This window comes from Serratia sp. (in: enterobacteria) (assembly GCF_052400455.1).
In the GTDB taxonomy this organism is placed as follows: domain Bacteria; phylum Pseudomonadota; class Gammaproteobacteria; order Enterobacterales; family Enterobacteriaceae; genus Serratia; species Serratia ureilytica.
In genome coordinates this window covers 1,276,726-1,297,690 of the sequence record NZ_CP185812.1, presented here as the reverse complement: position 1 = coordinate 1,297,690, position 20,965 = coordinate 1,276,726, and the positions used below count along the sequence as shown (strand labels likewise).

At 59.5% G+C, this 20,965-nt stretch carries 17 protein-coding genes, 6 tRNA genes and 2 other RNA genes; 8 read left to right on the top strand and 17 right to left on the bottom strand.

From position 1 onward, the window contains the following. Positions 1-202 precede the first annotated feature (202 nt). The 5 genes from galT to gpmA all read left to right on the top strand — a co-directional run bounded on the left by galT (position 203) and on the right by gpmA (position 4,954). Positions 203-1,255 (top strand): galactose-1-phosphate uridylyltransferase, encoded by a 1,053-nt coding sequence (gene galT / locus ACORQT_RS06165; RefSeq protein ID WP_089191311.1) that lies wholly within the window; start codon positions 203-205, stop codon positions 1,253-1,255. Next, entirely contained in the window at positions 1,252-2,403 is a 1,152-nt protein-coding gene (gene galK, locus ACORQT_RS06160) for a galactokinase (RefSeq protein WP_046686587.1), read from the top strand. The genes galT and galK overlap by 4 nt, the downstream gene beginning before the upstream one ends. Then, positions 2,397-3,440: a galactose-1-epimerase gene (galM, locus tag ACORQT_RS06155; protein ID WP_164057434.1), complete on the top strand. Its 1,044-nt coding sequence runs from the start codon at positions 2,397-2,399 to the stop codon at positions 3,438-3,440. The genes galK and galM overlap by 7 nt, the downstream gene beginning before the upstream one ends. A gap of 197 nt (positions 3,441-3,637) precedes the next feature. Continuing rightward, entirely contained in the window at positions 3,638-3,985 is a 348-nt protein-coding gene (locus tag ACORQT_RS06150) for a PsiF family protein (RefSeq protein ID WP_033652343.1), read from the top strand. A gap of 216 nt (positions 3,986-4,201) precedes the next feature. Continuing rightward, positions 4,202-4,954 carry a 2,3-diphosphoglycerate-dependent phosphoglycerate mutase gene (gpmA, locus tag ACORQT_RS06145; protein WP_016928714.1) on the top strand — a complete coding sequence of 251 codons (753 nt, stop codon included), beginning with the start codon at positions 4,202-4,204 and terminating at the stop codon, positions 4,952-4,954. Between the two features lie 46 nt (positions 4,955-5,000). Here the strand turns inward: gpmA and ACORQT_RS06140 are convergent, their stop codons facing one another. From ACORQT_RS06140 to aroG, 3 genes are all read right to left on the bottom strand, one after another. Beyond that, positions 5,001-6,038, bottom strand: a complete 1,038-nt coding sequence (locus tag ACORQT_RS06140) for a M48 family metallopeptidase (RefSeq protein ID WP_042783869.1) — start codon at positions 6,036-6,038, stop codon at positions 5,001-5,003. Positions 6,039-6,045: 7 nt separating this feature from the next. Next, positions 6,046-7,236 (bottom strand): YjgN family protein, encoded by a 1,191-nt coding sequence (locus tag ACORQT_RS06135; protein ID WP_042783868.1) that lies wholly within the window; start codon positions 7,234-7,236, stop codon positions 6,046-6,048. 260 nt (positions 7,237-7,496) lie between these two features. Further along, complete coding sequence (gene aroG / locus ACORQT_RS06130; RefSeq protein WP_025301893.1) at positions 7,497-8,549, bottom strand: 3-deoxy-7-phosphoheptulonate synthase AroG; 1,053 nt, start codon at positions 8,547-8,549, stop codon at positions 7,497-7,499. 212 nt (positions 8,550-8,761) lie between these two features. On the opposite strand from aroG, the gene ACORQT_RS06125 reads away from it, so the two are divergent. From ACORQT_RS06125 to zitB, 3 genes are read left to right on the top strand one after another with little or no spacing between them, the layout of a single operon-like run. Then, positions 8,762-9,367, top strand: coding sequence for a response regulator (locus ACORQT_RS06125; protein WP_042783867.1), 606 nt, complete (start codon positions 8,762-8,764; stop codon positions 9,365-9,367). After that, positions 9,364-12,564 (top strand): ATP-binding protein, encoded by a 3,201-nt coding sequence (locus ACORQT_RS06120; protein WP_164057435.1) that lies wholly within the window; start codon positions 9,364-9,366, stop codon positions 12,562-12,564. Before ACORQT_RS06125 ends, ACORQT_RS06120 begins: the two co-directional genes overlap by 4 nt. After that, positions 12,564-13,526, top strand: a complete 963-nt coding sequence (gene zitB, locus ACORQT_RS06115; RefSeq protein ID WP_164057436.1) for a CDF family zinc transporter ZitB — start codon at positions 12,564-12,566, stop codon at positions 13,524-13,526. The genes ACORQT_RS06120 and zitB overlap by 1 nt, the downstream gene beginning before the upstream one ends. Positions 13,527-13,561: 35 nt before the next feature. Here the strand turns inward: zitB and pnuC are convergent, their stop codons facing one another. The 14 genes from pnuC to tolA all read right to left on the bottom strand — a co-directional run bounded on the left by pnuC (position 13,562) and on the right by tolA (position 20,920). Further along, positions 13,562-14,287 carry a nicotinamide riboside transporter PnuC gene (gene pnuC / locus ACORQT_RS06110; RefSeq protein WP_164057437.1) on the bottom strand — a complete coding sequence of 242 codons (726 nt, stop codon included), beginning with the start codon at positions 14,285-14,287 and terminating at the stop codon, positions 13,562-13,564. Positions 14,288-14,307: 20 nt separating this feature from the next. Beyond that, positions 14,308-15,369: a quinolinate synthase NadA gene (nadA, locus tag ACORQT_RS06105; RefSeq protein WP_015376982.1), complete on the bottom strand. Its 1,062-nt coding sequence runs from the start codon at positions 15,367-15,369 to the stop codon at positions 14,308-14,310. Positions 15,370-15,690: 321 nt separating this feature from the next. Further along, positions 15,691-15,815, bottom strand: a non-coding RNA gene (locus ACORQT_RS06100) — RtT sRNA. Between the two features lie 76 nt (positions 15,816-15,891). Further along, positions 15,892-15,967 (bottom strand) — tRNA-Lys (locus ACORQT_RS06095). 6 nt (positions 15,968-15,973) lie between these two features. After that, positions 15,974-16,049 (bottom strand) — tRNA-Val (locus ACORQT_RS06090). A 45-nt stretch (positions 16,050-16,094) separates the two neighbouring features. Next, a tRNA-Lys gene (locus ACORQT_RS06085) sits at positions 16,095-16,170 on the bottom strand. Positions 16,171-16,322: 152 nt separating this feature from the next. Beyond that, a non-coding RNA gene (locus ACORQT_RS06080) (RtT sRNA) lies at positions 16,323-16,447 on the bottom strand. A gap of 15 nt (positions 16,448-16,462) precedes the next feature. Then, a tRNA-Lys gene (locus ACORQT_RS06075) sits at positions 16,463-16,538 on the bottom strand. A 7-nt stretch (positions 16,539-16,545) separates the two neighbouring features. After that, positions 16,546-16,621, bottom strand: a tRNA-Val gene (locus ACORQT_RS06070). Positions 16,622-16,650: 29 nt separating this feature from the next. Further along, positions 16,651-16,726, bottom strand: a tRNA-Lys gene (locus ACORQT_RS06065). Positions 16,727-16,904: 178 nt separating this feature from the next. Then, a complete protein-coding gene (cpoB, locus tag ACORQT_RS06060; RefSeq protein ID WP_004939852.1) occupies positions 16,905-17,699 on the bottom strand; it encodes a cell division protein CpoB in 795 nt (264 codons plus the stop codon). Between the two features lie 9 nt (positions 17,700-17,708). Beyond that, entirely contained in the window at positions 17,709-18,224 is a 516-nt protein-coding gene (gene pal / locus ACORQT_RS06055; RefSeq protein ID WP_004939853.1) for a peptidoglycan-associated lipoprotein Pal, read from the bottom strand. Between the two features lie 44 nt (positions 18,225-18,268). Beyond that, positions 18,269-19,561: a Tol-Pal system beta propeller repeat protein TolB gene (gene tolB, locus ACORQT_RS06050; RefSeq protein ID WP_004939856.1), complete on the bottom strand. Its 1,293-nt coding sequence runs from the start codon at positions 19,559-19,561 to the stop codon at positions 18,269-18,271. A 132-nt stretch (positions 19,562-19,693) separates the two neighbouring features. Beyond that, positions 19,694-20,920, bottom strand: a complete 1,227-nt coding sequence (gene tolA / locus ACORQT_RS06045; RefSeq protein WP_164057443.1) for a cell envelope integrity protein TolA — start codon at positions 20,918-20,920, stop codon at positions 19,694-19,696. Positions 20,921-20,965 lie beyond the last annotated feature (45 nt).

Sequence of the window (20,965 nt, the reverse complement as noted above, 5' to 3'; positions counted from 1 at the left end):
CCGCTTTGCATGCTGCTTTACGCCGCCTGTCCGGCGCTTTTCACCGAAGTGTAAACGATTCCATTTTTCGCGTTGGATCACCTTTTTATCGCTGTAGCCATGCTATCTTTTTGCGCATTGACCACTCCCTGTTCAGCAATGGGCGTATCAAGACGGTAATTGGAAGCGATTACACCCTCGTCGACGCCAAGAAAGGAACCGTATGACGGAATTTAACCCTATCGACCATCCGCACCGCCGCTTTAACCCGCTGAGCGGCCAGTGGGTGCTGGTCTCACCGCACCGCGCCAAGCGCCCCTGGCAGGGCCAACAGGAGAGCGTCCCCACGGCAACGCTGCCGACGCACGATCCCGACTGTTTCCTGTGCCCGGGCAATGCGCGCGTCACCGGCGATCGCAATCCGGAATATCGCGGCACCTATGTCTTTACCAACGATTTCGCCGCGCTGATGAGCGATACGCCGCCGGCGCCCGACAGCCACGATCCGCTGATGCGCAGCCAGAGCGCGCGCGGCGTCAGCCGGGTTATCTGTTTCTCTCCCGATCACAGCAAGACCCTGCCCGAACTGACGCTGCCGGCGCTGGAGCAGGTGATCGCCGCCTGGCAGGCGCAAACCGAGGAGCTGGGCAAGCACTACCCCTGGGTGCAACTGTTCGAAAACAAAGGCGCGGCGATGGGCTGCTCCAACCCGCACCCGCACGGACAGGTCTGGGCCAACAGTTTTCTGCCGAACGAGGCCGAACGCGAAGATCGCCTGCAACACGACTATTTCCGGGAACATGCCTCCCCGCTGCTGCTGGACTATGCGCAGCGCGAGCTGGCCGCAGGCGAACGCATCGTGGTGAACACCGAACACTGGCTGGCGGTGGTGCCCTACTGGGCCGCCTGGCCGTTTGAAACGCTGCTGCTGCCGAAAACGGCGGTGCAGCGCATCACCGATCTCAGCGCGGCGCAAAGCCGCGATCTGGCGCTGGCGCTGAAGAAGCTGACCAGCCGCTACGACAACCTGTTCCAGTGCTCGTTCCCCTATTCGATGGGATGGCACGGTGCGCCGTTCAATGGCGCCGACAACCGGCACTGGCAGCTGCACGCCCATTTCTATCCGCCGCTGCTGCGCTCAGCCAGCGTGCGCAAATTTATGGTCGGTTACGAGATGCTGGCGGAAACCCAGCGTGACCTGACCGCCGAACAGGCCGCAGAGCGTCTGCGCGCCGTCAGCGATATTCATTACCGTGAAGCCGGAGCCCAAGCATGAGCCTGAAACCGCTTACCCATTCCCTGTTTACCGAACACTTCGGCTATGCGCCGGCGTTGACCATCCAGGCGCCGGGGCGGGTGAACCTGATCGGCGAGCATACCGATTACAATGACGGCTTCGTGCTGCCCTGCGCCATTGATTACCAAACCGTTATCGCCTGCGCCAAGCGCGACGACCGTCAGATCCGCGTGCTGGCCGCCGATTATCAGAATCAGCAGGATCAATTCTCGCTCGACGATCCGATCGTCAGCCATCCCGACCAGCGCTGGTCCGACTATGTCCGCGGCGTGGTGAAGCACCTTCAGCGCCGTAACGCCGATTTCGGCGGCGCGGATCTGGTGATCGCCGGCAATGTGCCGCAGGGCGCGGGGCTCAGCTCCTCCGCCGCGCTGGAAGTGGCGGTGGGCCAGGCGCTGCAGGCGCTCTATCAGCTGCCGCTGGACGGCGTGGCGCTGGCGCTGAACGGCCAGGAGGCGGAGAACCAATTCGTCGGTTGCAACTGCGGCATCATGGACCAGCTGATCTCCGCGCTCGGCCGGCGCGACAGCGCTCTGCTGATCGACTGCCGCTCGCTGGAGACTCGCGCGGTGCCGATGCCGGACAGCGTGGCGGTGGTGATCATCAACTCCAATGTGCAACGCGGGCTGGTGGACAGCGAATACAACACCCGCCGCAAACAGTGCGAAGAAGCGGCGCGTTTCTTCGGCGTCAAGGCGCTGCGCGACGTCAGCCCCGAACAGTTTGCAGCGCGTCAACATGAGTTGGATCCGTTGGTGGCCAAACGCGCGCGCCATGTCATCAGCGAGAATGCCCGCACACTGGCGGCGGCCGATGCGCTGGCGGCCGGCGATCTGCAACGCATGGGTCGGCTGATGGCGGAGTCCCACGCCTCGATGCGTGACGACTTCGAAATCACCGTGCCGCCAATCGATCGGTTGGTCGAGATTGTCAAAGCGACCCTCGGCCCGCGCGGCGGCGTGCGCATGACCGGAGGCGGCTTTGGCGGCTGCATCGTCGCGCTGATGCCACAGGACCTCGTGGAAACGGTGCGCGCCGCCGTGGCGCACGAGTATCCGCTGCAAACCGGCGGATTGCGGGAAACGTTTTACGTCTGCCAGGCTTCGCAGGGGGCCGGCACATGCTGACGGTGAGCACGGAAGCGGCGCCCGATGGGCAGCCTTACCAGCTGACGCGGCTGCAAAACGCCGGCGGCATGACCGTCACCCTGATGGACTGGGGCGCCACCTGGTTGTCCGCGGTATTACCGCTCACATCCGGCGAAAAACGCGAGCTGCTGCTCGGCTGCCGCAGCGCCGCGGACTATCAACGTCAGGGCGCCTATCTGGGCGCCACCGTTGGCCGTTACGCCAACCGCATCGCCAATGCCAGCCTGCCCATCGACGGTAAATCCCATGCGCTGCTCGCCAATCAGGGCGCGCACCAGTTGCACGGCGGCCCCGACGGTTTTCATGCCCGCCGCTGGCGCCGGGTACAGCAGGATGCGCACCAGGTCTGCTATGCGCTGCATTCAGCGGATGGCGATCAGGGCTTCCCCGGCAATCTCGACGTGCAGGTTTGCTACCGCCTGACCCCCGATAATCGTCTGGAAATCAGCTATCTGGCGCAGGCCGATCGCCCCTGCCCGGTCAACCTGACCAACCACGCCTATTTCAATCTGGACAGCCCCGGCACCGACGCCCGCGCCCAACGGCTGCAGCTGTTCGCCGATCGCTATCTGCCCGTCGACGCCGAGGGCATTCCCTGCGCCGAGCTGACGCCGGTGGACGGCAGCGGCATGGATTTTCGTCAACCGAAAACGCTGCTGCAGGATTTCCTGCGCGATCGCGACCAACAGCGGGTCAACGGCTACGATCACGCCTTTCTGTTGCACCGCATCTGCGGCGCGCTGGAAAGCCCGGCGGCCCATTTATGGTCCGCCGACGGGCAGGTGCAAATGAGCGTGTTCACCGACGCACCTGCGCTGCAACTCTACAGCGGCAATTTTCTGGCCGGCACGCCAGCGCGCGACGGCGGCAGCTATGCCAACCATGCCGGCGTGGCGCTGGAAAGCGAGTTTTTGCCGGACAGCCCGCACCATCCCGAGTGGCCGCAGCCGGATTGCTGGCTGCAGCCGGGGAGCCGCTACCGCAGCGCCACGCATTATCAGTTTTATCCTATCTAACCCGCCATGCCCCTCGCCGTGCGGCCGGGGGCGATTTGTTATAAATGCTTACCTTTTAGCCCTATCCCCCCGCCGGCGCCCACCTTCCCTTATTCCAAAGCGCGCACTACACTCAGGCTACCGTGATAAGCACAACGCCTTGTGCAACGTCACAATTTTCGGCCGATGGCGGCCAATCAATAGCTGAAGGAACACCTATGCGTCTGATTACTGCACTTCCATTGCTGGCGGGCTTAATGCTGAGCACCAATCTGATGGCGGCCGACGCGACGACGGCGACGAAAACGCCTTCGCCGGCGCAGGCGGCCCAACAGAAACGCATGACCGATTGCAACCAGCAGGCATCCACCAAGTCGCTGAAAGGCGCGGATCGCTCCACCTTTATGAGCACCTGTCTGAAATCCGAAGGCGCCGCTGCGACGGGCAAAACCCTGACGCCGCAGCAGCAGAAGATGAAAACCTGCAACGCCGACGCCAAGACCAAGGATCTGAAGGGCGACGCGCGTAAAACCTTCATGAGCAACTGCCTGAAAAAATCGGCCTGATTCTCCCTCTGCCACGGCGCGTCCGAAGCGATTCCGACGCGCCGTTTCTCCCCCTTCCGCCTCAGGCTGAACGATTCAGCTTTTTCCTTTCTCCAGCCCTTACTTTGCGGCAAGAAATTGGCTATGGTTAGACACTATCGATTGCCGAGCCCCGGCCCGCGGCAATATAATGATTTTCGTTATCATTGAAATGTCAGATTATTAAGGAGTTAAGCTATGGCTGTAACTAAGCTGGTTCTGGTGCGTCACGGCGAAAGCCAGTGGAACCAAGAAAACCGCTTCACCGGTTGGTATGATGTTGATCTGTCCGACAAGGGCCGCACCGAAGCGAAAGCAGCAGGCAAGCTGTTGAAAGAAGAAGGTTTCACTTTCGACTTCGCTTACACCTCCGTACTGAAGCGCGCGATCCACACCCTGTGGAACATCCTCGACGAGCTGGATCAGGCCTGGTTGCCAACCGAAAAATCCTGGAAGCTGAACGAACGCCACTACGGCGCGCTGCAGGGTCTGAACAAAGCGGAAACCGCTGAAAAATACGGCGACGAGCAGGTAAAACAATGGCGTCGCGGCTTCGCGGTGACCCCGCCGGAGCTGACCAAAGAAGACGAACGTTACCCTGGCCACGATCCGCGCTACGCTTCACTGAGCGAGCAAGAGCTGCCGCTGACCGAAAGCCTGGCGCTGACCATCGATCGCGTTATCCCTTACTGGGACGAAGAGATCCTGCCACGCATCAAGAGCGGCGAACGCGTGATCGTTGCGGCGCACGGCAACTCGCTGCGCGCGCTGGTGAAATACCTGGATAACCTGAGCGAAGACGAAATTCTCGAGCTGAACATCCCAACCGGCGTGCCGTTGGTGTATGAGTTCGACGAGAACTTCAAACCAACCAAACGTTACTACCTGGGTAACGCCGATGAGATCGCTGCAAAAGCGGCGGCCGTGGCGAACCAGGGTAAAGCGAAGTAATTTCGCCCGTTCACGAAAAAGCCCCCGGTTTTCACCGGGGGCTTTTTTATTTCTGCTGCACCATCGCCTCATTTACCGCATCCAGCCGTTCCTGCATCGCCGGATGAGTGCTGAGCCAGGCAGGCAGCGCCCAGTCATCGGTCTTTTCTCGTTCAGGCGCCTGCGCCAACGCGCGGTAGATCGCCGCCATTTCCGCCAGCGAACGCCCCTGGCGCTGCATTTCCGCTATCGCAAACGCATCCGCCTCACGCTCCATCCCGCGAGAAAACTGCATCTCATTCACGAAGGACGCAGACTGCAGCAGCGTATCGCCGATGCCGCTGACGTCACCCGTCATCCACATCAGCGTCAACGCCACCAGTGACGAGCGCACCAACATGCGCATCGGATGGCGATAAGCGTGATGCCCCATTTCGTGCAGCATCACCGCCGCCAAGCCATCGTCGTTTTTCGACAAGGTGACCAGGCTATCGCTGAGCACCAGCGTGCCGTCCGGCAACATAAAGGCGTTCGGCGCGCCGGGCGCCGCCATCAACTTCAGCGAGAGCGGCGTGCGCTCTTGGCGCATGTCGGCCGGCATCACCTGCCGGAACAGCTGCTGCAGCGCCCGTTGCCGCTCGGCCGGCAGTGCCGAGGGCGCGAAGCCACTCTGCTCCAAGAACGTCTGCGTATGTTCGCCCAGCTTCTGTTCCACCGAGGTGGGGATGCGCATGGCGATCTCGCTGCTCGCCCACGGCAGCACCACGTAAACGTAAGCCACTACCGCCAGCAGCGTCATCAGCAGCGCCAGGGCGACGCCGCGTTTATGGCGTTCCAGGCGATGCACCCACCCCGGCGAACGGCGCTGATAGAACCAGCGGCGAAAGGCCGCGTCGTCGTCGGGCACAAAGCGCCCGCCCCCCTTGAAGGTGAGCGTCAGCGGAATATTGCCCAGCGCGGCAGAAACGGTGATGTCCGTCAGCGGGATGTAACGCTGTTCATCCTGCCGCTGCAGCGTCACGCCTTCGCCGCTTTCGTTCACCAGCAGACGAGCCGCCTCACGTGCGGCCCGCCCCGGCAACTGATAAGCGCCTTCAAGGATCATCGGCGCCTCAGAAGCTGCCGCCCAGATCCAGCGCCTGCACCGCTTCTTCGGCCACCGCGCTGTTGGCGGTTTCCTGATGCGCCGTAATTTCCAGCAGCGCCAGATCGCCTTCAACCGCCGTGCACGCCGCCAGATAACGGGCATGACGCACTTCCGCCACCGGCGCCGCCAAACCGAGCGAGAACAGGGTAATCAGGGTATTGGTGATCAACAATCCCATGTACGGCAGCGTTTTCATTGAGGAATGCAGCTTGATGTCGCCGTTCAGCCTTGCCTGGTTAAACAGGTAGTTGCGTTGGGCGACAACCTGGTAGCTGCTGGCCACCAGGGCACCGATCAGCAGCACCACCATCATCAGCAGAAGGCTGCTGATATTGTCCAGCACCAGCACATCGATGGCTTCGTTGGTCAACAGGCCCATCAACACCATCTGATAGAGGGTAAAGAAGAACGAACCGATGCACACCAGCGCGACCAACATGAACGGCAGGAATATGAGCAGGCCGATCAAGGCAAATTTGATAAAGGCCGATTTCTTCAGTTCGGCAATAAACGGCGTGTTCCCGAAAAACAGGTTATTAACGTACAAATCATGCTGCAGTGCGCTAATAATGCCGTTTACCGCCGCAAATGCCGGCACAGCCAAAATCAGCGTCAGCACCAGCATAAATGCGATGGCGTTGATGCTGCCAAGACCGCTGCCAATGCCGAGCAAGACGATCAGACCGACATACAGTCCGATAATCAGCAATAACGGGCAGAACAGCAAAGCCCAATAGGCGCGCCCGGTGCGGCAGACATAATTAAAGCGCACGCCGCGATAGCTCGACATAATCGCATTGTAGCGCCAGCTGCGGATAACAATCCACGGCAACAGGGCAAGCAATACCAGCAGCGCCAACAGCCCCAGCAATGGCGTCACCGCCAGCAGGAAATAAAATACGATGATGCCGCCGATCACCAACAGCCGTCCTTTCAGAATTTGCAGCGGCTGCGCATGATAATCGAAACGATCGCCGTCCAATTCCGTGTTGCCGTAAAAATAGCGACGACGACGCACCGTCGCCCAGGCGGAATAGATGCCCAGGGTCAGAGCGGTCAATAACGCGTTGACTAACCAAATAGCGAAGTACTCACCACCTTTCCCATGGAATTTAATCCGGTGCAGCCCCAGCGGCTGCGAGGTATTGTTTGTCATAATTCTTTCATCCTGAAAGGAATAAGGTCATACCACTCCCCACTTATTAGGCCTGCGGGGTTTATGGAATAAAAAAAGCGTCTTATATAAGCACAATGCCGAGAGCGGTGACAATTATTCTTTTATTAAATAGGAATAATGCGAATACGGCCGCCTAATGATTTAATAAGCCTATTGACTGTAGGCCTTAAATTGACAGGAGATATAAAATTTTAAGGTAAATAGAAAAAGGGCCCGCTGGCGAGCCCCTCTTTACGCGATTAACCGCGGCGCGCTTTCACCGCCGCCGCCAGATCGCGCAGCACGGTTTCGGTATCCTGCCAGCCGATGCAGCCGTCGGTGACACTCTTGCCGTAAACCAGCGGCTCGCCGCTTTCGAGGCTCTGGTTGCCTTCCACCAGGTGGCTTTCGATCATTACACCGATAATCGCTTTTTCACCGCCGCCAATTTGCCCGCAAACATCGGCGCTCACGTCCATCTGTTTTTTGAACTGTTTGCTGCTGTTGGCATGGCTGAAGTCGATCATCACCTGCGCCGGCAGCCCCGCTTTGCTCAGACCGGCTTTGACGTCCTTCACATGCGCCGCGCTGTAGTTCGGCTCTTTGCCGCCGCGCAGGATAATGTGGCAGTCACCGTTGCCGCTGGTGTTAACGATCGCCGAGTGGCCCCATTTGGTCACCGACAGGAAGCAGTGCGGCGCGCCGGCGGCGTTGATGGCGTCGATCGCCACCTTGATGGTGCCGTCGGTGCCGTTCTTGAAGCCGACCGGGCAAGAGAGACCAGAGGCCAGTTCACGGTGCACCTGCGATTCCGTGGTGCGCGCGCCGATGGCGCCCCAGCTCATCAGATCCGCCAGGTACTGCGGCGTGATCATGTCGAGGAATTCGCCGGCGGCCGGCAGCCCGCTGTCGTTGATCTCCACCAGCAGCTTGCGCGCCAGGCGCAGGCCGTCGTTGATGTTGAAGCTGTTGTCCATTTGCGGATCGTTGATCAGGCCTTTCCAGCCCACGGTGGTGCGCGGTTTTTCGAAGTACACGCGCATCACCACTTCCAGCTCGCCGCTCAGTTCTTCACGCAGCGCCAGCAGGCGCCCCGCGTACTCTTTGGCGGCTTGGGTATCATGGATGGAGCAAGGGCCAATTACCACCAGCAGGCGATCGTCGCTGCCGCGGAGGATATTGTGAATTGCGCTGCGGGCCTGGGACACCGTCTTTGCCGCGCGTTCAGTGGCCGGGAATTTCTCCAGCAAAGCCACCGGCGGCAGGAGTTCCTTAATATCATTAATGCGTAAATCGTCGTTTTGGTAATTCATAGCTTTTCCATTCGGTATCGTGGGGTATTTCGCAGTGCGTAACGGTGTAGATCCCAACAATCTAGCCTGTGAGAATGGCGCTGTAAATCACCTTTGCCCCCCGCCGCTGGAACCGCCAAATTAACAGCAGATTGTGCTGTTTCATCTGGCGAGCGCAGAGCCTCCTTTTTCGCTATGCTAGCGATCAGAATATAAAGTGACCCGAGTTGAACATGCCCTCTCTGCTATTAGTTGATGACCACCCGGTGGTTCATGTCGCACTGGAAGCGGCGCTAATGAAATCATCCCGCCCCTACCGCCTGCAGGCGGCGCAGGATGACGTACAGGCGCTGACCCTGCTGGCCGAGGCCGCTTTCGGCCTGGTGATCCTGGATATCGGCCTGCCGCAGGTCGACGGGCTGCAGCTGTTGAAAAAAATCCGCCGCCGCTATCCGCAACAAAAGATCCTGATCTACACCGCGCAGGAAGCCGATGTCTATGCGCGCATGGCGCATGCCGCCGGCGCCGACGGTTTCGTCAATAAAGGCAGCTCACTGGCGGAGTTGGTGCAGGCGATAGAGCAGGTGCTGGACGGTGAAATCAGCTTCCCCGCCGCCGCGCTGGCCGAAGAGGCGCCGACGGCGGACGGCGGGCTGCTCACCCCTAAGGAACTCGAGGTGCTGGGCTTGCTGAGCCAGGGGCTGTCCAACCTGCAGATCGCCGACCGGCTGCACATCAGCAACAAGACTGTCAGCACGCACAAAAAAAACATCCAGCGCAAAACCGGCGCCGGCAACCTGCTGGAGCTGGTGGCGGTGTTTAAAGAGCTGGCGCCATGATGCGCCGCGCCCTGCTGCTGCTGATCCTGTGGTGCGGCCTGGCGCAGGCGGCGGAGCCGGTGCGCTATCAGCTGGTCAGCAACCTCAATACCCCCGAGAATATGCTGATCGTCGGCGAGAAAAATCCCTGGCGCGATCGCACACTGCGCGTCGGCATCATCAGTGAGAACACCAGCCCGTACAACATCATCGTGGACGACGATCTGTATGGGCTGAACGCCGACTACCTCGGCTACATTCAGCAGGTGACCGGCATCCGCTTCGCCATTTACGGCTTCGCCGACCTGACCCAGCTGGAACAGGCGCTGCACGACGGCAAGGTCGATCTGCTGTACGGCATCCCGCAGAGCGAAGCGCTGCACGGGCTGGAGATCTCCCAGCCTTACTACATCAGCAACCTGCGCGTATTGCGCGATCGCAGCAACGATAGGCCGGTGATGCTCAATTCCGCCAACGCCCGCGTCGCGATCGGCGCGCTGACCGACATGCAGTCCGGCGGCGCCCTGCAGGCGGTGGCGTCGCAGATCCAGCGCTACGACAACAACCTGCAGGCGGTCTATTCGCTGCTCAACGGCAGCAGCGACTACTTTATCGCCGACGAGGCCAGCGCCAGCTTTATCATCGACCAGCTGCAGCTCGGCCAGCTCTATCAAATTGAAAGCAACGAGAACCTGGGCAACCTGTCCTTCGTGTTCGCCGCCGCCGATCCGCGCCTGATAGAAACACTGGACACCGCCATCGCCGACGCGCCGATGGAACTGATGAATGCCCTGCAGAGCCGCTGGAGCAAAAAGATCCCCAGCTACCTCGATACCGGCAATGCCGATCTGACGACGATGGAGAAGAATTGGGTGGCGAGCCACCGCGTGGTTTACTATGCCGCCATCGAGAACAACTTCCCGTTCGCCTACCGCGGTTCCGACGGCCAGCCGCGCGGCTACGCCATCGATATTCTCAACATCATCGCGCAAAACACCGGGCTGCGTTTCGCGCCGCTGTGGGCGCGCAACGCCGAGCAGGCCGATCAGCTGGTGCAATCCGGCCAGGCCAGCTTCCGCGCCGCCCTGCCGCTGGCGCGCGGCGTCAAGGCGCGCTATGGCGCCAGTATGCCGATCCACCGTTCGCTGTGGGGCGTTTACGTCGGCCAGTATGCCAACGGCGTCTCGACCTGGAGCGATCTGGCCGGCAAGCGCATCGGCGTGCTGCAGGGCGATTTGGCTCAGGGGCTGGTGCCGGAGCAGGAACAGACCGTCAGCTTCGCCGACAGCAAGTCGATGTACGACGCGCTGGCCAACGGCCAGTTGGATGCGCTGGTGGATAACGTCATTTCCGCCAACTTTTTGGCGCTGTCGCGCTATTCCGGCGCGATCAAACTGGCCTTCGCCGCCAACAACATCCCCTATCCGGTAGCCTTCGGCGTACGCCGCGATCAGCCGCTGCTGCTGGCGATCCTCGATAAGAACCTGATGCAGATCCCGGCGGATACCCTGCAATCGCTGCGCGATGAGTGGATCGTCGACCGCAGCAACCTTATCGACGCGGTGAACGACAACCGCATGCCGCCGCAGACCACTTGGCTGCTGGCGCTGTTGGCCGCCGCCACCGTGCTGCTGTTGGCGCTGACGCTGCGCCGTTTCATGCTGCAGCGCCGTGAAAAACGCGAACGCGAAGAGCTCGAGCAGGCGCGCCGCCGCGCCGAAGCGGAAAACCGCATGAAGAGCAAATTCCTCGCCACCGTCAGCCATGAACTGCGCACGCCGATGCACGCCATCCTTGGCCTGCTGGAACTGGAGCTCAAACGCCAACCGGCGCCGGAAGGCCTGCCGGTGATTTACAGTTCGGCCTCATCGCTGCTCAACCTGCTCAACGACCTGCAGGATCACGCCCGACTGGAAACCGGGGCGTTGACGTTGGCGCCAAAACCGGTGGCGCTGCGCCCCTGGGTCGCGCGTATTGACGCCCTTTACCGGCCGCTTATCGGCGAACGGCCGTTGACGTTGAAGGTGACAGCAGATCCGGCGCTGCCGGAGGCGGTGGTCATTGATGGTGAGCGTTTACTTCAGGTGGCTAACAACCTGATAAACAATGCGATAAAGTTCACGACGCGCGGAACCATTCAGGTCGAGGTCGGCTGGCGCGCGCAGGATGAACGACGGGGAGAGTTGCAGTTAACGGTGAACGACAGCGGCTGCGGCATCGCCGCCGATGAGGTAGGCAAGCTGTTTCAACCGTTTTACCGCGCGCGCGGCGCGCAACGCATCTCGGTGCAAGGTACCGGTTTGGGCCTGTCTATCTGCAAAGAAATCGTCGAACAGATGGGCGGCCGCATAGAGCTGCACTCGCAGCCGGGCGTCGGCACCCGCGTCGAGGTAGTGATACCGGTCGAGCTGAGCGGCGACGCGCCGGCTGGCGCTCAGGAGGAGCACACCTTCGCTCTGCCGTCTTCCGCCTTGCGTACCGCGCTGATCGACGATCATCCCACCAATTTGTTGCTGCTGGAACGCCAACTGCGCCACTTCGGGCAGCAACCCGCCCGTTTCGAACAAGGCTATGCGCTGCTGAAGGCCCAGCGCCGGCAGCCGTTTGACCTGCTGTTTATCGACTATAACATGCCGCGCCCGGACGGCCTGACGCTGGCCAGGCTGATCCGGCGCGACGAACAGCGGCTGCAGCGCCCACCTTGCCGCATCGTGCTCTGTTCGGCGGACGTGCAGGAGTTTACCCGCATCCCGCCGGGGCTGGTGGCGATCGATCACTTCCTGACCAAGCCGATTTCGCTGACGGCGATCGGCCAGGTATTGGCTCAGCAACCGCAGGCTCAGGAAGAAAAGTCAGTCCTTACTGACCTACGGCAAACGCTGGCCGACATGGCGGGCGGCGATCGCGCCATGCTGCAGCGGCTGGCGCAGACGCTCGGCGATACGCTGCGGCAAGACCGGCAGCGGCTCGCGGACGCCGTCGCCGCGAACGACTGGCCTCGCCTGGAGCAGGCGGCACACCGCATCAAGGGCAGCCTGCTGATGCTGCAGCTGCCGGAAGCCGCGCAGCTGTGCCAACAGCTGGTGGATACCGCACGTCGGGGCGAGCTTGCCGCCGCCGCTTATACTAAATTAAAGGCGTTAGTGGCGCAGATAGAACCGGAGCTGGACGCTCTGCTCGCCGCCGCCCCCTCTTTCGCTATGCATAAGGATGAATAATGTCGGACACTCCACACGTACACCTGCCGAAAGACAGTAATAGTAAACGCCTACTGACCGCTTTTTTAGTCACCGCCGTCTTTATGGTGGCCGAGGTGGTCGGCGGCCTGTTGTCCGGCTCGCTGGCGCTGTTGGCCGACGCCGGCCATATGTTGACCGACGCTGCCGCGCTGCTGGTGGCGCTGATGGCGGTGCACTTCTCCCAGCGCAAGCCCAACGCGCGCCACACCTTCGGCTACCTCCGCCTGACCACGCTGGCGGCCTTCCTCAACGCCGCGGCGCTGCTGGTGATCGTGGTATTCATCCTGTGGGAGGCGATACGGCGTTTCTTCGAACCGCAGCCGGTGATGGGTACCCCGATGCTGATCATCGCCATAGCGGGGCTGCTGGCGAACCTGTTCGCCTTCTGGCTGCTGCATCGCGGCAGCGAAGAGAAAAATATCAACGTGCGCGCCGCCGCGCTGCATGTGCTGGGCGACCTGCTCGGCTCGGTGGGCGCTATCGTCGCGGCCATCGTTATTCTCGCCACCGGCTGGACGCCGATTGACCCGATCCTGTCGGTACTGGTCTCCTGTCTGGTGCTGCGCAGCGCCTGGCGGCTGCTGAAGGAGAGCTTCCACGAGCTGCTGGAAGGCACGCCGCAGGAGGTCGATATCGCCAAGCTGCAAAAAGACCTGTGCCTGAACATCCCGGAAGTGCGCAATATCCACCACGTACACGTCTGGCAGATCGGCGAACAGAAGCTGATGACGCTGCATGCGCAGGTGATCCCGCCACATGACCACGATGGGCTGTTGCAACGCATCCAGGCTTATCTGTTGCAACACTACAAGATCGGCCACGTGACCATTCAGATGGAGTACCGGCACTGCGAGACGCCGGACTGCGGTATCAATCGGGCGCCGGAGCCTAGTGAACACTCACATGCCGAAGCGCATTCGCACCTGGGGCATCACCACTAAGCCAAGAGGGCGCCATCACGGCGCCCTCTGCGTTGTTACGGAGCGGAAGATAACGGATTGGAATGGTTGCGCCCGGCGCTCTTGATCCACAGCCAGGAGCCGTTCAGCGCGATCAACGTCAGAATGACGTACTCCAGCGCCATCGCGTAAACGCCCTGGTAAGCGAAGATCGCCACGCTGATGACATCGATCACCACCCACAGCAGCCAGTTTTCCACGTACTTGCGCGTCATCAGGATCATCGCCACGATGGACAGCACCATCATCGCCGAATCCCAGAACGGGAAGGCGTCCGGCTGCAGCGTCGGCATCTGTACGTTCAGCTCCAGCCCTTGCATCACCGCCACCGCAATCTGCGTCAGCCAGGCGAACACGCGGTCGATGTTAAAGGTCATCAGGCCAATGCCGATGATGCACACCGCCGCCCAAGCCAGCGCTTTCGGCAGCGGCAGCCAGCGGATCTGCAGCTCAGCCTGATTATCCTGCGTCTGGCGGCTCCAGGCATACCAACCGTAAATATTGGCGCCGAAGAAAAACAGCTGCAGCAGCAGGCTGGCGTACAGCTGGATCTGGAAGAAAATCACCGCGAACAGCGTGACGTTGATCAGACCGAACAGGTAGTTGACGATTTTTTCCTTGCTGGCGTACCAGATGCACAGCAATCCGAACAGGGTGCCGATGGCTTCGATCCACGACAGATCGTAACCGCCCGCGCCAAGCGGAATGTGCACCAAAATATTGCTGGTACTGAAGAAGCTCATGAGGTCATCCTTTTAAACGGTTAAGCGTTGCCTTTAACCTGCATCTTAAGCTGAGCGGCGAAATCCAGCATGCGGTTCAGCGGCACCAGCGCCTTTTCACGCAACGCAGCGTCCACGTGGATCTCATGCTGTGCGCCCCCCTGCTCCAGACCTTCGGCAATCGCCTTCAGGCCATTCATCGCCATCCACGGGCAATGCGCGCAGCTGCGGCAGGTCGCGCCTTCTCCGGCGGTCGGCGCTTCGAACAGCTCCTTGTCCGGACAGGCCTGCTGCATCTTGTAAAAGATACCGCGATCGGTGGCAACGATCAGCTGTTGATGCGGCAATGTTTTCGCCGCCTGAATCAACTGGCTGGTAGACCCCACCGCATCCGCCAGCTCGACCACCGCCTGAGGCGATTCGGGATGCACCAGGATAGCCGCCTGCGGATAGAGCGCCTTCATGCGCCGCAGCGCCTGGGTCTTGAACTCGTCATGGACAATGCAGGCGCCTTGCCAGCACAGCACGTCGGCGCCGGTCTGCTTCTGCACGTAGCTGCCGAGATGGCGATCCGGCGCCCAGATAATTTTCTCGCCCAGGCTATCCAGATGCTCGATCAGTTCGACGGCGATGCTGGAGGTCACCACCCAGTCGGCGCGCGCTTTGACCGCCGCCGAGGTGTTCGCATAGACCACCACGGTGCGATCGGGATGGCTGTCGCAAAACGCATGGAACTCCTCTTCCGGGCAACCCAGGTCAAGCGAACATTCGGCAAACAGGGTCGGCATCAGCACCTGTTTTTCCGGGCTGAGGATCTTGGCGGTCTCCCCCATGAAGCGCACGCCGGCCACCAACAACGTGGAAGCCGGATGGGCGCTGCCGAAGCGCGCCATTTCCAGCGAATCCGCCACGCAGCCACCGGTTTCTTCCGCCAGCGCCTGGATTTCCGGATCGGTATAGTAGTGGGCGACCATCACCGCATTGCGCTGCTTGAGCAAGGTTTTGATCTTTTCGCGATAAAAGGCTTTTTCCGCTACGTCCAGCGGTACCGGTTTGGGCGGGAAAGGATACACCGCCGCGTTGACATCAAACATTTCACTCATCGCTGCAATCTCATGCTAGGCTGGGCGCCTGCCATTTGAATATCGCCTGCCGCAACGCCCTTAGTTTTATATACTAAACAAAATACCTAAAATTGCGCGAAAAGTCCGCTGATATTTTCAAATTTGCGCACTTAGTGTTTAATAGATTAAAAACACTGGAATGAGCCGCGCAGAACACAGCGGATAATGGCCTGGCGAAGACGCATAACGCCCAGGGAAGACCCGGATGCCGATTGGCGCAGAGTTGAAACGAGAAAGCAGGGATTCAGGTTGGGGTGCTGCGGAGGCGAAAAAAGCGCCAAAAGGCGCTTTTCTCTGAATGGGTGGGTCGTGCAGGATTGATTCGGCCTGTGGCCTCACCCTACGGGCAACGCTGCGCGTTGTCGTATCGCTGCGCGATGCTCGAACCTGAACGCAGGATCTCACCCGCACGACTCAGTGGGCTATGTCAGCAAGAAGATAAAGGCAGAGCCAGGTAGGCGCAGATGCGAAAAAAGCGCCAAAAGGCGCTTTTTTCTGAATTGGTGGGTCGTGCAGGATTCGAACCTGCGACCAATTGATTAAAAGTCAACTGCTCTACCAACTGAGCTAACGACCCGCAGTGTGGTGGGTGATGACGGGCTCGAACCGCCGACCCCCTCCGTGTAAAGGAGATGCTCTACCAACTGAGCTAATCACCCACTGCTGTGGTACTGCTATTTTTCACATCCTGCTCTATCAAAGAGTGGTGGGTCGTGCAGGATTCGAACCTGCGACCAATTGATTAAAAGTCAACTGCTCTACCAACTGAGCTAACGACCCACTGATGTGGTTTACTGCTGATGGCGAATAGGTTACAAAAACCGACTCGCGGAAAACAAGGATGGGGATGTTCAGGACAACTCGACGGGTACTCGACTCGGACCTTTACTTTGCCACATCAAACCGATTCTGAAGCTGCCATTCTCGAAGAATGGTGGGTCGTGCAGGATAACTCGGCCTTTGGCCTCGCCCTTGCGGGCCATCACCGGAGTGATGTTGTCTCGCTTCGCGAGACTCGAACCTTTACGGTTCTCATCCTTTACGATTCTCTATCGCAGCCATTCTCGAAGAATGGTGGGTCGTGCAGGATTCGAACCTGCGACCAATTGATTAAAAGTCAACTGCTCTACCAACTGAGCTAACGACCCATAACAGTGGTGGGTGATGACGGGCTCGAACCGCCGACCCCCTCCGTGTAAAGGAGATGCTCTACCAACTGAGCTAATCACCCACTGTTGTGGTTACTGCTACTTCAGAAATTGGTGGGTCGTGCGGGATTTGAACCTGCGACCAATTGATTAAAAGTCAACTGCTCTACCAACTGAGCTAACGACCCAATTTCCCTGCCGCTTTAACATCTTGCAAGATGTCTTGGCAACGGCGGCATATATTACTAATTTATCTTGGCAGCGCAACCTAAATTTTTTACCGATGCGTTCAACTGCTTGTTCTTCACGCGAATGAGCCCGGAAATCGGTCAAATCGACTAACTTCTGGGCTCATTTTTCTAACCGTTAACCGCCTACGCGACTTTTCGCCTGCTTGGCCGCCGCACTGGTTGGGTATTGTTTAATCACCTGCTGGAACACGGCCTTGGCTTTATCGGCCTGCCCTTTTTCCTGCATGATGATACCCACCTTGTACATGGCGTCCGGCGCCTTCGGTGATTTAGCGTAATTCTTCACCACCACCGCAAAATAATAGGCCGCATCGTCTTTTTTACCCTTGTTGTAGAACAACTGGCCCAGCCAATAGTTGGCGTTGGGCTGGTAAGTAGACTTCGGGTACTGTTTTACGAAGGACTGAAAGGCGGAAATCGCCTGGTCATACTGTTTTTTTTCCAGCGCCAGAGAAACAGCGGCGTTGTAGTCGCTGTTCTCATCACCGCCGCTCGGCGTTGCAGAAGCGGCTGCAGGCGCGCTGCTGCCCGCATCGGAAGATGCGCCTGCGGCTGCCCCGCCGGCAGCGCCCGCTGCCGCAGAGGCGCTCTGAGCGCCGCCCTGGCTGAGGCTATCCATCTGTTGATAGATTTGCTTCTGGCGTTCAACGACCTGATTCAACTGATACTGGCTTTCCTGGATTTGCCCACGGAGAGAATCAATGTCGCGTTGATTGTCAGAGAGTTGTTGCTGGAGTTGGTTTAAAAGCTGGCCTTGAGCATTGCTGATGCGCTCAAGCGAGGTGACGCGGTCTTCGACCGAGCCGGAGCCGACATTACTGATTGGCGCTTGGGCAGTAGCGGCCCAAGGGGCCGCTACGCCAACCAGTAACGACAGACTCAACAGGTGACGTCTGAAGTTACTGTTCATGCGATTCTCTTAGTAAACCAGAACGGCACGACGGTTTTTAGCATAAGCCGCTTCGTCGTGGCCCAGTACTGCTGGTTTTTCTTTACCGTAAGAAACGATAGAGATCTGGTCAGCGGAAACGCCTTTACCCTGCAGGTACATTTTAACGGCGTTAGCACGACGCTCACCCAGAGCGATGTTGTATTCCGGCGTGCCGCGTTCGTCAGCGTGGCCTTCAACGGTCACTTTGTAAGACGGGTTGTTACGCAGGAATGCAGCGTGCGCGTCCAGCATCTGAGCGAATTCGGAGCTTACGTCATACTTGTCCAGGCCGAAGTAAACGATGTTGTTCTTCTGCAGTTCTTGCATCTGCAGACGAGCTTGTTCTTCGGAAGACAGGTTGCTGCTGCCGTTTTCCATACCAGTGCCGGCGCCAGCGCCCATACCAGATTGGTCGTTGTTCGCGCTTTTGTTAGAACTACAAGCTGCTACAGCCAGAACTGGCAGTGCCAGCAGAAGCCCTTTCAGCACTTTGTTCAGTTGCATTTCTTTGATCCTTTTATAGTTTGCCATACATATTTACACATGCATCACAGATACGGCGACCAGGCAGGGAATTTGACCTGTCCATCAGTTGCCGGAAGACGCGCTTTGAAACGCCCATCAGTTGACACCAACTGCAGCACGGAGCCCATACCTTGCGTGGAGCTATAGATCACCATGGTGCCGTTTGGCGCAATACTAGGCGTTTCATCCAGGAAGGTGCCGGTCAAAACCTGAACGGCGCCTGATCCAAGATCTTGTTTGGCGATGTGTTGTGCACCACTGTTGGTGCTGACCATCACCAGGAATTTACCATCGGAGCTGACTTCAGAATCCTGGTTCTGAGAGCCTTCCCACGTCAGACGCTGTGCGGCACCGCCGCTGGCGCTGATTTTATAAATCTGCGGACGCCCGCCCTGGTCGGAGGTAAACGCCAGAGACTGGCCATCCGGGAACCAGGTCGGTTCGGTGTTGTTGTTGCGGCCATCGGTCAGTTGCGTGATCTGGCCGGAGCCGAGGTTCATCACGTACAGGTTCAGGCTGCCGCTCTTGGACAGCGCGAAGGCCAGCTTGCTGCCGTCCGGCGAGAACGCCGGCGCACCGTTGTGGCGCGGGAACGAAGCGATCTGGCGGATGGCACCGTTAGCCAGGGTTTGCACCACCAGCGCGGAACGGCCGCTCTCGAAGGTCACGTAAGCCAGTTTACTGCCGTCCGGCGACCAGGCCGGCGACATCAGCGGCTCAGGCGAACGGTGCACCGTGAACTGGTTGTAACCGTCGTAATCCGCTACGCGCAGCTCGTACGGGAATTTCCCGCCGTTGGTCTGCACCACATAGGCGATACGGGTGCGGAACGCGCCCTTGATGCCGGTCAACTTCTCGAACACTTCGTCGCTGGCGGTATGGGCAGAATAACGCAACCACTGTTTGGTCACTTTATACTGGTTCTGCGCCAACACGGTGCCCGGCGAACCCGAGGTGTCCACCAACTGGTAGGAGATCAGGTAGCTGCCGTCGGCGCCAGGTTGAACCTGACCGACCACTACGGCGTCGATGCCCAATGCAGTCCAGGCCGCCGGCGTCACTTCAGACGCGGAGGTGGGTTGCTGCGGCATGCGCGCCACGTCGATCGGGTTGAATTTGCCGCTGTTGCGCAGATCTGCGCCGACAATCTTGCCGATATCTTCCGGCGGCGTGCCTGGGCCCGCCCATTTAAACGGCACCACGCCAATCGGACGAGCGGAGTCGACCCCTTGGGTGATTTCAATGCGAACTTCCGCGTGCAACACGGACGCCCACAGAATTAAAAAACCTAGCGCTACTCGAAATGCCTGCTTCATCTCATCTCCCTTATCCAGGCGGGATGCCTGCGATAAATTAGCAGAATTTTAACAAACCAACTCACGTAAAACTACATAATCCCTGTTGGTTACCTTAGTACATCCCTGTGATAACACTCACTCAATCAACCGTTATTGCGGCTTGAATTCAAGTATAGAATTCTTAAAGTGCTGATAAACGGCATCGCTCGGCGGCTTCGGTATATGCGCCAACTTGGCGGCAGACACCGCGGCCTGACACAATGCCGGATCGCCACCAGCCGGTTGTACGCTTATCAGCAGGCCGTCCGGCGCCAGCTTGATACGCAGGTCGCAGGTTTTGCCGGCGAACGAACTGGCGTCATAGAACTTGCTCTGAATCGCCCCTTGAATCTGTCCCATATAACCGCTGATATCCGCCCCGCTGGCGCCAGCCGTCTTGGCATTGCCCTGCCCGGCCGGTTTACCGTCGCCCTTCGATTTGGCACCGCCGCCTTTCGGCGCGTTCTTGCCATCCGCCAAGCCGCCAAACAGATCGCTAACTTCCTCCGATTGTTTCGCAGCCTCGGCGGCGGCCTTCTTCTTGGCGTCCGCAGCGGCTTTTTTGGCGGCAGCGGCTTTCTCGGCCGCCGCTTTCTTCTCTGCCTCGGCGACAGCCTTCTTCTCGGCTTCCGCTGCGGCTTTTTTCTCGGCTTCAGCAGCCGCTTTCTTCTCCGCGGCCTCTGCAGCTTTCTTTTCTGCCGCGGCGGCGGCGGCTTTCTTCGCCTCTTCCGCCTGTTTCTTGGCGGCGGCGGCAGCGGCCGCTTCTTTCTTGGCTTCCGCTTCGGCTTTTTTCTGCGCGTCCGCCTGCGCCTTGGCGACCTTGTCCGCTTCGGCCTTCGCCTTGGCGGCAGCGGCTTCGGCGACCTTCTGTTGCTCTTTGGCCTTCGCAGCGGCGGCTTCCGCCGCTTTTTGCTGCTCGGCGGCCTGCTTCTGCTGCTCCGCCGCCTTCTGCTGTTGCTCAGCCTGCGCCTTGGCGTTCTGCGCGGCTTTCTCCTGCGCCGCCAAACGCTCTTTCTCCAGCTCTTTCAGGCGCTGCTGTTGCTCCGCCTGCTTCTGCTGAAGCTCTTCGGCCTGTTGCTCCGCTTTTTTCTGGCGCTGCTTCTCGGCACGCTGCGCATCGTTGCTCTGCTGCTGCTGGCGGTTGTACTGCTCCACCACCGCGCCGGGATCGACCATCACCGCGCCCACTACAGAACCATCGCCGCCGCCGCCGGCGCTCATGTCGACCTTTTCCTGCAGCGATCCCCAAATCAGCAGGGCAATCAGTATGAAGTGCAGAACGACCGAAACAATAACGGCGCGGTTCAGCTTATCGTTTTGCTCAGTTGCCTTTACCAAAATAGATTCCCAAAAACTGGTGTTGCTTATACGGGGTTCCTGGGC